Genomic DNA, 13,353 nt, shown 5'->3' on the forward strand with positions numbered 1-13,353 from the left:
CCGCGACATCGACCAGCTACTGCCCTGGGCCTACCGCGCTCAAGCCCTCAAAGCCGTGGCCTGAGAACGACGCTTACCGATGCTGGGCCGACTCGGCGGGTGATTCCGCCGACACGTCTCTGCCAAAATCTGGCAACGCCGCGCGCCCGTGGCGGCAGCGCCTTCGCGTCCCTCGCTGGCCTACAGGCCTGAAAAGCCATGGCTGTTCTGGTTGCGGCGCTCAAACATCCACATGCCGCTGCCGAGTAGCAAGACGAGCAGGACGTAGGGAGCATCCCATAAGTGAACTGTGCAGATGGCAACTGCTAGTCCGCAAAGGGTGATAGTGAGAGCCTTTCGGCACTGCGCCACTTGATATGAGAGGTTCTTCAGTCGTCCCAGGCCAAAACAAACTGAAAGAAAACAGCCAGCAAAGAACAAAAGGCCAGGGATACCATAGCGAACAGCAACGACCAGCCAGAAATTATCTATGCTGCCGCCCATCCACTCGGGACGTTCCCAATCATTGTAGCCAATTCCGAAGATCGGGTGCTGCATCACGGATTCCGTCCCGTAGTGCCAGATGTGCACCCGCATGTACGAAGTATCCGCATTGAACGTCAGGTACGAAATAAAGACGTCAAAAGGGGTACGATTGGAGCTCAAATCCACGGCGAGATAGGCAGCAATTACAAGTGCGGCCAATATTCCCCAACGTCGCGCCACGCTATCCGTGAGTTTATCCCAAACAATCAACATTGTCTGGACGACAATCGAAAGGATAGCACCTGAGGAAAGGGAGGAAACGACCGCTAATGTCACAAACCCTGAGCTTAATCGGCCCCCCACACGCTTGGTGGCGCCAGATACATAGAAACTCAACGAGAACGCACTTGAACAAACGATACCAAACAGAATGAAGTGTTCGAATGGGCCCTGAGCTCGTCTAAGCCCGAATCGAGCTTCGCTGCCAACGATATCGTAAACGGGAAATATCTTCCCGAACAATTCAATCAGGATGGGCGAGCCAGCCACGTTCTCGTATAGAGCGAATGGAAGAAGAAGGACGACCATAAGCATCAGGGCGCTCGCCATGCGCTCGAACGCGAAGACATCTCGAATATACCGCCTTGCGAAAAGGAACGTTCCGAATGTCTCTATAACGAATATGCCTCCGGATTGCAGACCCTTGTCGAGGCCGTGCAGGCTTATCAATATGGCCGCGCCCCATATCGCCGCCAAAAGCATTAGTATGTCCGGCAGCCGTATTCGCCCGATCGATCCAGATAACCACGCCAACAAACATGGAATGAAGGTCACCACCAGCACCAGCCGGTAGGGAGACAAACGTATCGGGCCGACGTAGAAATGAAACGGCAGGGCCAACGCAAAAACGAAGATTGGAATGAATGGGGAGATCTTCAGGCCCCGCGCAGGTCCCATCGCCGCGGCTAGCGCGCCCGCGGACGAGCCTCCGACCTCGCGAGACGCTTTTCTTGCAATGCTTTCCACTCGGTTCCGTCCGTTATTGGATGCTGCCGCGTTGATGCAAAACTAGCGCCCACAGATCGGCCGATACAGCGAAAGTTTTGGACGTCCTCGAGTATGGCACCGCAGATGACCGAAACTACAACCACTGCGTGCATCTGCCATCCATGACGCCGACCCGGTGACATCGCGATTCCCTGCGAGGGACCGCCACGATGATCTTGTCGCCGACCGGCATGAGGTTCGTCTCCGTCCAGTCAAACATCGCACTGTAGCTACTCCGTTAGGAATTGCGGGACCCCCACTGAGGGGACCTCGATCGGCTTGCACCGCATGCTCGATTGGCGGTCACGCTCGCAAGAGCCGCATCGAGCCGACGTGATAGCCGCCATCTCGAGCGGCTGGACATCGCGGGGGACCCGGCGGGGCCGGGAGAGCCAGGCAAATCAAGCGACGTGGGAATATCTCGGAAGGCCAACAGCAGCTCAATTTGCCATGCGCAAACACCGCCTCAATATTTAAATTCGGACATTAAATTCAAGTTGATTTATTTATCGCATTTAAATATATAATTCAACTCCATTTAACTAACCGACACCTAGGGTCTTAGAGATTAAACATGGACACATTCGTTGACGGTCAGTTCCGCTCGGCATTGAGCAGCTCAGTTTTCGAAACAAACGCGAAGATTCGCTCAAGGAGCGCAAGCAATTACAGGATCTCCGTCTTCGGGATCGGGTATGTTGGCACAGTATCGGCAGCCTGCCTCGCACGCGACGGACATGACGTCGTGGCGGTCGATGTTAATCAGGACAAGGTCAATGTCCTGAACCGTGGACTATCGCCAATCATAGAGCCAAAGCTCGCTGAAAGCATTAGCTCCGGAGTCAGCGCCGGCCGGCTCAAGGCAACCACCGATTCCTCGGCCGCCGTCTCGTCGACAGACATTTCATTGGTCTGCGTTGGAACTCCCTCGCAGGAGAACGGATCACTGGAAACATCATTCCTGACGCGGGTGGCGCAGGAGATTGGAGAAAGCATCCGCAAGACCACGAACTTCCATTCCGTCGTCGTGCGCTCGACGATGCTACCGGGCACGATGGAAAACATCGTCATACCCATTCTGGAGCGGTCGTGCGGCAAGAAAGCGGGGCAAGATTTCGGGGTCGCCTATCTGCCCGAGTTTCTGCGGGAGGGAACGGCCATAGCGGACTACGATGATCCTGGAACCATCGTCATTGGCGTCGACGATGATCCGCTTACGCTTCGGCGCCTCATGCAAATTCACGAGCGATTCGCGGTAACGCCCCTGGTCCTGTCAATTCGGGCCGCCGAGGCAGTCAAATATGCAAACAATGCCTGGCACGCGACCAAGATCAGCTTCGCGAACGAGATGGGATTGCTTTGCAAGGCGATGGGCGTCGATAGCCACCAAGTCATGAACGTCCTGGTCGCCGACAAGAAGCTGAATATCTCGCCGGCATACCTCAAACCGGGGTTTGCATTTGGCGGGTCCTGCTTGCCAAAAGACGTGAGCGCTTTGCGCTATGCAGGACGAAATGTCGACGTTGACACGCCCCTGCTCGACGCCGTGCTCCAGGCGAACGAGAACCAAATTCGCAGCGCTTTCCGACTTGTCGCCGCGACCGGGAAACGGCGCATCGGACTCGTCGGGCTGAGCTTCAAGCCGGACACGGACGATCTGCGCTACAGTCCGATGCTCGAGATTGCCGAAAGATTGATCGGTCGCGGCTACGAGCTCGCAATCTATGACTCGAACGTTCGCCTGTCTCAGCTCACGGGGGTCAACAGGGATCACCTGACAAGTCGCCTGCCGCACATTGCCTGTCTGCTTCGGGAGAAAATGAGCGACGTCGCCGCCTTTGCCGACGTTCTCGTCGTGGGGAACCGCAAGGAGTTTCTGAAGAACTCATTGGTTTTGAACGGCCATGACAAAGTAATCATCGATCTTGTACGCATCTCGCCGGAAAAGCAGACCGCAGACGACTATCGCGGCATTTGTTGGTAAGTCGCTGGGACAGCGATCATGACACTGGCAACGGTCGTTGAGGCGACGCGCAGCGTACGCCGGCGGAGAATCCTGATCATTGTCGAAAATCTTCCCGTTCCGTTTGATCGCCGGGTCTGGGCGGAGGCGCAATCATTGCACAGGGCAGGTCACGAGGTTTCGGTGATCTGTCCCCGTGGACCGTTCGCAGAAACTCCGTTCGAATCGATCGACGGCATCGATGTTTACCGCCATCCGCTGCCAATCGAGGCCAAGGGCAAGCTCGGCTATCTTGCCGAATACAGCAGCGCGCTATGGTGGGAGTTCGCCTATTCGCTCAAGGTGTTTTGGGGGCGCGGTTTCGACGTGATTCACGCCTGCAATCCGCCAGATCTCATTTTCCTGGTCGGGGCGTTCTACAAGTACCTGTTCGGCAAGAAGTTCGTATTTGACCATCATGATCTGAACCCCGAGCTGTTCGAGGCAAAGTTTGGACATCGCGGACCGATGTGGAGGGTGCTTGTCTTTCTCGAGCGCCTGACTTTTGGCCTGGCCGACATTTCCATCGCCACCAACCGGTCCTACGCCAACGTCGCGGTCCAACGCGGCAAGATGGAACCCGGTCGCGTGTTTGTCGTCCGCTCGGGGCCAAATCTCGCGCGCGTGCGTGAGCTCGCCCCCGATAACACATGGCGCAACGGCCGGCCGCATCTGGTCGCCTACGTCGGCGTGATCGGGGAGCAGGAAGGCATTGACCTTCTGCTAGAGGCGGTTCGGCACATCACGTCCACATGTCAACGTACCGACATCCAGTTCGTTATCATGGGCGCAGGGCCGAGCCTGGAGCAGCTCAAAGAGACATGTGTGCGGATGCGACTTTCGGAATTTGTCACTTTCACCGGCAGGGTCGACGACACGACGCTGTTCAAGGTGCTTTCAACTGCAGACGTCTGCGTCAATCCGGATCGTCCCAACGCGATGAACGACATGTCCACCATGAACAAGATCATGGAGTATATGGCGCTCGGCAAGCCGATCGTGCAGTTTGATCTGGTCGAAGGACGGGTGTCGGCCCAGTCTGCTTCTCTCTATGCGCGCAACCCCGACACGGCCGATTTTGGTGACAAGATCCTCGAACTCATCGACGACCCAGATCGTCGCCGCGAGATGGGTATGTACGGACGCAAGCGTGTGCGCGACGAGCTGTCGTGGGAGCACGAAGAGCCGAAATTGATTGCGGCTTACGACGCTCTTTTCAAATAGCGCTTTCTCCAACTCGAAAGAACCACGATTCCGCGTCCCAGCTTCCGGCAGGCCTGACCGAGTCAAATTGACTGTCTTTGTTATTGCCGGCTTTGGGAAGGCTCGGCTTATCGATGCCGCCAGCGCATCAGTTGGCGATAGAGCCCCAGCCTTGTGCTGACCCTCCAGGCTACACCACGCATCGCATCCGGATCGCGCAAGTGCTGGCGCATGTAGTCCGCATCCATGTTGTTCGTCAGACATAGGCGGGAATAGAGAAAAGGTTCAAATCCCCGATGATAACCAAGCTGGATTGTAAAGAGGTGCGTGTAGCCGGCCTTCAGAGCCGCGTCCCAAACCCGTCGGGAAAAGCGCCCGTATGGGAAGGCGAAAAGAGTAACCTGTTGCCCGAGGCGATCCTCCAGCATCGACTTCGACACCGTAAGCTCGCGACCGAGTTCGACGTCCGAGACAGTAGTCAAATCGACGTGGGCCATGCCATGGGAGCCGATCGCAACGCCGTTCCTGCCAAGTTCCTCAATCATCTCCCAGCTCATACGTCCCGGCGAGCCCACAAAATCCACCGGGATAAAGGATATGAAACCCGGAATCCGGCCGGTCTTCACGTAACGCGCATAGACATACGTGTAGTCCGAGAGACATCCATCGTCGAAGGTCAGCAGGACCGAGCCAGTACGGCTGGCTTTCGGATCTGGGCAATACTCCAGAAAACACTGAGGCGAGACTAGCCTGTCCCCGCAAAGCGCGAGATGCGCATCGAATGTTTCATGCGTCAGGCACCACGCATTCGAAGGCGACGCTTCCACCAGCTCGTGATAGTTCAGAACAATCATAGAGTTTGTATCAGATCTGAGACACGACGGCTCCAGGCCTGCCAGTTCAGCCGGACTTCGAAAGCGTCGCGGCTCGATTGTCTCAGGCGTGCCAGCCGTTCCGGGCATGCAAAGGTCTCGGAGATGACCGTCGCATAGTCCTCCTTCGTCGCATCCGGCGGCAACAAGATGCCTGTCTCCCCATCGCGGATAGCACCGGGCACGCCACCCGTGGCCGGCGCGATGCTCGGTACGCCGTGGGCCGCAGCCTCGCAAAATACGATACCGTAGCAATCTGCCCGGGTCGGTAGCAGAAAGAAATCCGCGTCGCGATAGAGTTGATCCAGTCGATTGCGCTGTTCGCGATCGTTCTTATTGAGGAAAGGAATGATTGTTAGGCCATCCTGGGTGACAGGTTTGGACGGCGTGCATCCGCAGATCACGAGCTCAGCGTCTACGCCCCTGCCCCTTAGTTCAGCGAGGGTTGCGACCGCGATGTCCGCGCCCTTCTCTTTCCAGTTGGCACCAATGAAGAGGAGCCGGCACGGACCTGGCTTGCGGCGGCCCAGCACAGAGGTACGATCCGGCGCTTCCTCGAGGTTGGCCCCCCACGGAATGACATGCACGCGCGCACGGTCGACGCCGTAGTCCCTAACCGCAGATTCCGCGGCCCATTCCGAGGGGTAGAGGACCAGATCCGCGCGCGCGATCGTGTTGCGTTCCAGGCGTTCAGCAATCTCCCGAGCGTTACGCGACAGGTTCCGATAGTTGGGATGGTAGTTCTCGACAAGTCGAAAGGTCGCGTCGGACGCATAGACGAGGGGAACGCCTTCAGGCACATTCCAGGCGAAGTTGGACCCGGCGGGCGCAAAGACGACATCGGGCGAGACAGCGCGGATTTTGCGTGCCGCGTCCGCCGCATACTGTGCAACAACAGGCCCCGCATGGAATGGGGAGAGGCCCCGCCTGCGAAAGGTGCGGCAAAGTCTGGAATACGTCTTGTAAAGAGGCAGGAGCGGTGCGTTCAGGGGACCAATATGGACCACCTCATGACCTTCGTTTGCGAGCGATTTGGACATGTGAAAGGGGGTGCCGGACCAGAACCTTACCTCGCTCGCATCGCCAATCGTGGCGATTGCGATCCGTCGGGCCGCCCGTCTGCCGGAGATAGGGCTACGATTCATTTTGCTCCCTTGCAGAAGTGGCAACCTCGACCAATGCGGAGAGTCATAGGCTCATGAGCTATGTGGACCAGCTGGCACGTGAGCCGCTCGGTTCGCGCCGTCATTGGACAACCAAGCTTTCTTTGTGTCGAGGGTGCGAAGGTTCTTCCGATGCGATCCGACCGCGCTCGTCCGACAACCTCGCCGCGACGACGATCGATGTTGAAATCGGGATTGTGAACGAAGCCGGAAGGAACTCACCGACGACGGAAGTGATTCTGCCAAACCTGCTTGTTTCCTGACGGTTCAAGATTCCGATCGTCCAATCCACCTTCATCCCTGACCTGGCGCACCAATTCCTAACGCGGCGAGCAGTGCTGATATGCATCCCTGTCGATGAGTAATCCTTTCCCAGCTGAAGAACGGGCATCTCTCGGAACGTCAGTAAAATGCTTCGAAGAGACAGCATGCTCGGGCTTTGAATGATCACAATCGAATTGTCGGACATACAGTCCCTAAGACTGGACAAAACTGTTGCGGGATCATGCGCGAGATGCAGGACGTTCAAGCACAGGACACAGTCAAACTTTTCTCCTTGAGTAAGCTTTCCGATCTCGTCGATATCTCCATGGATCATTTCGACGCCACGAGCGGCGGCGCTGTTGGAGACAACTGGGTCCAACGGCATTGCAACGACACGCAGTCCTCGCTCGACCAGTCTTTTTTCCGTCGCTCCCGATCCGCATCCTATAGACAAGACATTCCGCGCCGTTCGCGGAATTGCAGAAATGATGTCCTCACTGACGGGCTCATAGTAATCCTTGGAGTAGAGCCCGCGCTTCAATTTCGTCTCGGTGTTGAACAGCGGACGTGGTGTTTTTAGCGCGGGACTCCGAAGCAGCGCCTCGGTCTGATCTCTCAGTTCGGCCGCGGTGATGCCGATCCGACCCGCATATTTGTTTGATAAGTGATGAACGGTGAAGTCGTCGATGTGAGACACCGGAACAAACTTCTTCAAACCACATTGCGTGTATGGATCTGTCGCCGCCGTGCAAAGAAGATCGTATTTTCCCTCGTGAGGGTCCACCAGGAAACCGCCCGACTGGATCGCGATCCTAAGTTGAGCGCGTGTAAGCACGTAGCAAGCCGCATGCTCGTTGGTGAGGTGGGCGATAGTGTACCGGCCTCTGGAGCGGACCGAGGTCGTATCCCAATGGAAATTCTCATGGATGTCAGGATAGCTCTCCTCGCTGTTCGTACCTCTCTCTATTCGCAAGAAGCCGGCAATTTCGTCCTGGCGAAGAGCCGCGCTGACATCCAGGAAAGCCCGAAGGTTCCTTTCGGTTATCAGGATGTCGTCCTCGGAGTACACGAATAGGTCGTAGTTGCTGGCGCGCTCTGCGAACAGGTTCTTGTGCGCGAAGGGCAGCGACCAAGGATTCTTGGTTGGTATGCCAACGCGACATTCGACGCCTAGAGCGGACTTGTCGATATTCGAGACGATAACGATGTCGACGTTAAATGGCATCGACCGGTATTCACGAATCAGTCGCTCGAGGTACCGGTCGTTGGAAGTGCCATAACTCGCCAGCGCCACGAGAACGCTAAGCGGCGCTGTCCGGCCATTCTCAGAAAGCGCAGTCATTGGCAAAATCATCCCTTCTTCCAAAGTCGGACCACGATAAGACTCCTTCGCCGTCTACGCCCGTTATTACTGGCAGTCCGAAACAAACCGTATTTAACTAATATAATAGAAGATGGATTGATTTACTTCTAAAAAATGATCATATCGCTAATTTAATAGCTGGTATTAATTATGACAGAACGCAGCTGACCCGTTCCATTCTAGTGAACGTCAAGGAACGTGTCGGCTGTCCCCGGCATTCTGGCTCGCATGAAGGGGCGAATATGAAGGTGCTTCTCTACCCGCATTCCATGGAGGTGGGAGGGTCACAGCTCAACGCTATTCAACTGGCCGGGTCGATCCGGGACCGAGGGCACGAAGTGATCGTGCTTTCGGAAGCAGGCCCGCTGGTGGAACGCGTGAAGAAAATGGCGCTCGAGCACGTCGAGGTCCCACCGCGTTGGGGACGGCCATCTCCGAAAGTGATCCGCACAATCGTCGATCTGGTACGGCATCGCCGCATCGACGTAGTGCACGGGCATGAGTGGCCCCCCATCATTGAGGCATTTCTCGCGGGGAGGATGTCCCATCGCACTGCCGTCGTGGGAACCGTGATGTCGATGTCAGTGGCGTCATTCTTGCCCCGCAACGTGCCATTGACGGTAGGGACCGAGTTCATCCGTCGGGCAGCGGTTACTGCCGGGCACCGGCATGTCGAGTTGCTGGAACCGCCAGTGGACACAAAAGCCGACAATCCGTCGGTCGACGGGAGGCGCTTTCGCATCGAGTGGGGCGTCCAACCCGATGAGGTCCTTATAGCCGCGGTTTGCCGGCTGGTGCCGGACCTCAAGCTCGAGGGTCTGCTGACAGCGTGCGATGCGGTTCGTGAACTGGTGGCTACGGGCCATCCGGTGAGGCTGATGATCGCCGGTGACGGCCGCGCGCGCGATGAGGTGGCCAGACGTGCCGCCGAGGTCAACGCGTCAGCCGGCTACCGGGCTGTATTGATGACAGGCGAGATGGCCGATCCCAGCCCTGCCTATGCCGCGGCGGATGTTATCATCGGCCAGGGCGGCTCGGCACTGCGGGGAATGGCCTTCGGGAAGCCCCTTGTGGTCATCGGCGAGGAAGGCTTCAGCGAGTTGGTGACGCCCGAAAGCGTGCCGCTCTTTTTGCAGCAAGGATGGTATGGTCTTGGCTCCGGTTCGCTCGGGGCCGGGGCGCTGGCGCTGCGCATGGCGCTTGAGCGGCTTGTCAGGTCACCGGAGTTGCGTAGCGAGTTGGGACTTCTTGGCCGCCGGCTGACTGAGCAGCGATTTAGTCTGGACCATGCGGCCGAAGTCATGGAGAACCTATATTCGTCAGCAATGCGGAGCCCTACACCTTTTGCGCGCGTGCTTTCGGACCTCGTGCATGTCGTCACTGGACTGGTCGGCAGGAAGATAGGGCGAAAGTATCAACAATGGGTGGGTAAGGCGTCGACCGACGACAGCAACGCCCGCGACCTCATCGCCGCAGTGCTCGCGAATGGCAAACGCAACGATGTTGACCTTGTCAGGTGAACGAGCGAGCACAAAATTGCACCGCATGTGAACCGATCCGCCAGTGCGAGCCAGGTGCGATCGCTACGATCCACTCAGACGGTGATGTCGCTGCCGCGGATGAGAAGCGGGACGATTTTCAGTATCCCAGTTCGGATCTCAGCGCATTCGCGACCCGCACTTGATCATGCTCGACCATTTGCGCGTAGATCGGAAGCAGGATCGAGTGATCCTGGGCGAGTTCGGATTGACGCAAATCGTGGCGCTGCTCATTGCTCGCATACGGCGTCTCGCGATGTGCGCACATGATACCGCGCCGCGTGGCAATGCCTTGATCGAGAAGGTTCTGCATCACTGTTTTCTGGTCGACCCGATCCGGAAGGCGCACGCAGTAGCTCTGCCAGTTAGAGCGGGCCCACTCCGGCTCGTACGGCAAGGTCAATCCTTCCAGATTGCCCAGCAGCTCGCCGTACCGGACCGCGAGTGCGCGCCGACGCGCGATCAGATCAGGAAGCCGCTCAAGCTGCCTTCGTCCGATGGCAGCCTGAACGTCCGTCATCCGATAATTAAAGCCAACGAAAAGGTAGTTCTCGAAGATGACTTGCGGTGAGCCGTGCCGCACCGTGTCGGGTACGTCCATTGCGTGCTGACGCCAGAGCCTGAGCTTACGATCCTGATCGGGATTGGACGTCGTTAACATTCCACCCTCGCCTGTCGTGATGACCTTGCGAGGGTGGAAGGAGAAGCACGCCATCGCTCCCTGCGGTTTACCGATCAAATCCCACCGGCCATGAACGTTGATCTGGCTGCCGATCGCGCAGGCGGCGTCTTCGATCAGGGCAATGCCATGGCGGTTTGCCAATGCGAGGAGCGAGGTCAGATCGCACGGCATTCCCATCTGATGGACGGCCAGAATTGCCCGTGTGCGTCCGGTAATCGCGTCGGCGACGCATCCTGGATCGAGGTTGTAGGTGGCAGGATCGATATCAACAAATACGGGCGTCGCGCCGCAATAGCGGATGCTGTTGGCGCTTGCGATGAAAGAGTGGCTTGCCGTGATGACTTCATCGCCAGGCCCGACATCCAGCGCAAGCATTGCAAGATGTAGCGCAGTCGTGCAGTTTGACACCGCGCAGGCATGTGGTGCGCCAACCAATACGGCAAACTCGCGCTCAAAGGCGCTCACCTGTGCCCCCTGGGACAACCAGCCGGAGAGAACGGCATCGCGTGCTGCGTCGGCTTCGGTCTCGTCAAGACACGGCTTTGCGATCGGAATCATGGAGCCAGCGCCTCTCGTTTGCTGGAAATATTGAAGTTTCTATTCACCGAGCTTGCACTCTCACTTGATCGAATCTGCGGATAGCGCCGCGCGAGAAGTCTCGTCGCGATGCCAGAGATGAGCCCCGCTTCGGGAAGCCATGATCGCCCTGCACCGGGCAAGAATGTTAACACCGAAATAGATCAATAATCCGAGCCACAAGTCAGGCTCTTTAAGCAGTGCGATGAGGGTCCGATTATTGGCTTCCGCTTTGTTCGCGCGCAGTTCGGGAAAGCGCTGCGTAAGCTCGAACATTCCCCGGTAGATGCGCGTTCTGACCGCAATCAGCTGCACCAGAGTGCGTGGGGGAAATACCGTGGACCTCGCGTAGGGCAGCGTTACCCGCTCTTCTGGTCTGAACTGAAGGCGAACATAGTTGTCATCCGCAATGACGTCTGGAAACTGGCCGAATCGCATGCGCCCTGCTTCGGATAAGGCGTAGACACCGGAGCCCCCGATTCCCTCGCGCGAAGACGGTAGCTTTGAGCGAATTCCGTAGTATTGGCGGACTGCCCGGGAGCAGCCGGTCAGATTGATGTCGGCCGTAGGTGCCGCCGCCAAAACGTCGCCTTGTTCGAGGCGTCGGGCCAAAGCTCGAATGGCATCTACGGTAATAACGATGTCGGCGTCAGCGTAGATCCGCGGAAACGCGCCCGAGACTTGATCACCAAGGTTTAGGGCGTGAGTTTTGCTAGCGATATCTGATTCGATAACATGAATGGTCGGACCGAAGCCCCGGGCGACGGTCGCCGTGTCGTCTGTACACCCGTTACAGACGATGACCACGCCGATCTCGTCCGAAGCCGGGTCGGTGATCCACTGGCTCAGCGTCCGTGCAATCACGGAGCTCTCGTTATGGGCCGGAACGACGATCGAAATCATGGCTAGCCGGGTTGGAAAATCAATTTGGGTACATCCTTGAGGCTGTCACAGGTTCGGCAGCCTCATGGCAGTCCTTCAACCTCACAGGGCCATGACCTTGCGCAGGCGTAGGGCAGATGAAGCGCGGCCAAATCATGCTCGGAGGTGGCGCCTGCCGGCCTTGCGAGATTGGGGGCGACAGCACAGCCGCATCCGCCCCTTCATCGGCAACCAGCGGCAGTGCGATCGGCATCACGATGCCACCGCTTCTTTCTGACGGACCGCGAACGATCCGCGCTCGTCTCGCCACCATGTCACAAGATCGGCCAGTCCCTGTTCGAGCGTCACGCTCGAGCGGAAGCCGAGCAGGCGCTCCGCATTCGCGGTCGAGGCCAGACGCCGCGGTACCGGATTGACCGAGCGCTCCGGCGCGAATTCCGGCGCCAGGTCGCGATGCCCCATGACAGAAGCAAGGGCCGTGGCGAGCTGCAACAAGCTGGTTTCGGTACCGCTCGCCACATTGAACACCTGGTCCGAGATCTTCGCTTTTGCGCCCAGAACGTTGGCGCGGGCGACATCTCGAACGTGGATGAAATCCATCGTCTGCTGGCCATCGCCGAAGATGATCGGCGGCAGGCCGGCTTGCAGCCGCTCCATCCAGCGGATCAGCACCTCCGTGTAGCGGCCATGGATGTCCATGCGTTCGCCATAGACGTTGAAATAGCGGAAGGCGACGTAATCGAGCCCGTGCATGTCGTTGTAGGTGCGGAGCAGCCCTTCGTTGAAGGCCTTTGCCGCCCCATAAAGGGTACGGTTGTTGTACGGATTCTGGCGTTCCGTCGTAGGAAACTCTTCCGCCATGCCGTACACCGATGCAGAGGAAGCGGCGATGACCTTTTCGACATCGTGCTTGACGCACAATTCGAGCAGATCGAACGTCGCGTCGACCATGACTTCCATGGCCAAGCGCGGCTCGGCGGCGCAGTGGGTGATGCGGAGTGCGGCCTGGTGAAAAACGATGTCGGCCGCCTGCACCAGCGCCTCCATGAGCTTGCCATCGCGGATGTCGCCGTGGACGAGGCGCACTGGACCGCGCGAGGCGGCGCGCTGAAGATTTTCTGGCCGTCCTCTCACCATGTTATCAAGCGCAACGATTTCGAGGCACCCTTCGTCGCACAGCACGTCAATGATGTGCGAGCCGATAAAACCGGCCCCACCCGTAACCAGAATCCGTTTCCCCTTCAGATCAGCCAACATGCTCTCCTGTTTGTTGGGCTCGGCAAGCCGACATGCAAG

Annotated in this window: 10 protein-coding genes; 3 read left to right on the forward strand and 7 right to left on the reverse strand. The window is 57.8% G+C overall.

Going from position 1 to position 13,353, the window contains the following annotated elements:
• Positions 1 to 180 precede the first annotated feature (180 nt).
• Positions 181 to 1,491 (reverse strand): O-antigen ligase family protein, encoded by a 1,311-nt coding sequence (locus tag ACZXDY_RS08050; RefSeq protein WP_464345107.1) that lies wholly within the window; start codon positions 1,489 to 1,491, stop codon positions 181 to 183.
• Positions 1,492 to 2,086: 595 nt separating this feature from the next.
• Between ACZXDY_RS08050 and ACZXDY_RS08055 the strand changes: the two genes are divergently transcribed.
• Both ACZXDY_RS08055 and ACZXDY_RS08060 read left to right on the forward strand, forming a co-directional pair.
• Positions 2,087 to 3,496 (forward strand): nucleotide sugar dehydrogenase, encoded by a 1,410-nt coding sequence (locus ACZXDY_RS08055; RefSeq protein ID WP_464345108.1) that lies wholly within the window; start codon positions 2,087 to 2,089, stop codon positions 3,494 to 3,496.
• An 18-nt stretch (positions 3,497 to 3,514) separates the two neighbouring features.
• Positions 3,515 to 4,738, forward strand: a complete 1,224-nt coding sequence (locus tag ACZXDY_RS08060; RefSeq protein ID WP_464345109.1) for a glycosyltransferase family 4 protein — start codon at positions 3,515 to 3,517, stop codon at positions 4,736 to 4,738.
• 107 nt (positions 4,739 to 4,845) lie between these two features.
• On the opposite strand, the gene ACZXDY_RS08065 is transcribed toward ACZXDY_RS08060, so the two are convergent.
• The 3 genes from ACZXDY_RS08065 to ACZXDY_RS08075 all read right to left on the reverse strand — a co-directional run bounded on the left by ACZXDY_RS08065 (position 4,846) and on the right by ACZXDY_RS08075 (position 8,370).
• A complete protein-coding gene (locus ACZXDY_RS08065; RefSeq protein WP_464345110.1) occupies positions 4,846 to 5,571 on the reverse strand; it encodes a polysaccharide deacetylase family protein in 726 nt (241 codons plus the stop codon).
• On the reverse strand, positions 5,568 to 6,629 hold the full coding sequence (locus ACZXDY_RS08070) for a glycosyltransferase family 4 protein (RefSeq protein WP_464345111.1): 1,062 nt from the start codon (positions 6,627 to 6,629) through the stop codon (positions 5,568 to 5,570). The genes ACZXDY_RS08065 and ACZXDY_RS08070 overlap by 4 nt, the downstream gene beginning before the upstream one ends.
• A 205-nt stretch (positions 6,630 to 6,834) precedes the next feature.
• A complete protein-coding gene (locus ACZXDY_RS08075; RefSeq protein ID WP_464345112.1) occupies positions 6,835 to 8,370 on the reverse strand; it encodes a class I SAM-dependent methyltransferase in 1,536 nt (511 codons plus the stop codon).
• 251 nt (positions 8,371 to 8,621) lie between these two features.
• Between ACZXDY_RS08075 and ACZXDY_RS08080 the strand changes: the two genes are divergently transcribed.
• Positions 8,622 to 9,899: a glycosyltransferase gene (locus ACZXDY_RS08080; RefSeq protein WP_464345113.1), complete on the forward strand. Its 1,278-nt coding sequence runs from the start codon at positions 8,622 to 8,624 to the stop codon at positions 9,897 to 9,899.
• A gap of 118 nt (positions 9,900 to 10,017) precedes the next feature.
• On the opposite strand, the gene ACZXDY_RS08085 is transcribed toward ACZXDY_RS08080, so the two are convergent.
• The 3 genes from ACZXDY_RS08085 to ACZXDY_RS08095 all read right to left on the reverse strand — a co-directional run bounded on the left by ACZXDY_RS08085 (position 10,018) and on the right by ACZXDY_RS08095 (position 13,302).
• Positions 10,018 to 11,157: a DegT/DnrJ/EryC1/StrS family aminotransferase gene (locus ACZXDY_RS08085; protein ID WP_464345114.1), complete on the reverse strand. Its 1,140-nt coding sequence runs from the start codon at positions 11,155 to 11,157 to the stop codon at positions 10,018 to 10,020.
• A 60-nt stretch (positions 11,158 to 11,217) separates the two neighbouring features.
• Positions 11,218 to 12,078: a glycosyltransferase family 2 protein gene (locus ACZXDY_RS08090; protein WP_464345115.1), complete on the reverse strand. Its 861-nt coding sequence runs from the start codon at positions 12,076 to 12,078 to the stop codon at positions 11,218 to 11,220.
• A gap of 231 nt (positions 12,079 to 12,309) precedes the next feature.
• A complete protein-coding gene (locus ACZXDY_RS08095) occupies positions 12,310 to 13,302 on the reverse strand; it encodes an NAD-dependent epimerase/dehydratase family protein (RefSeq protein ID WP_464345193.1) in 993 nt (330 codons plus the stop codon).
• Positions 13,303 to 13,353: the final 51 nt, after the last annotated feature.

The organism is Bradyrhizobium sp. LeoB3 (genome assembly GCF_055456055.1).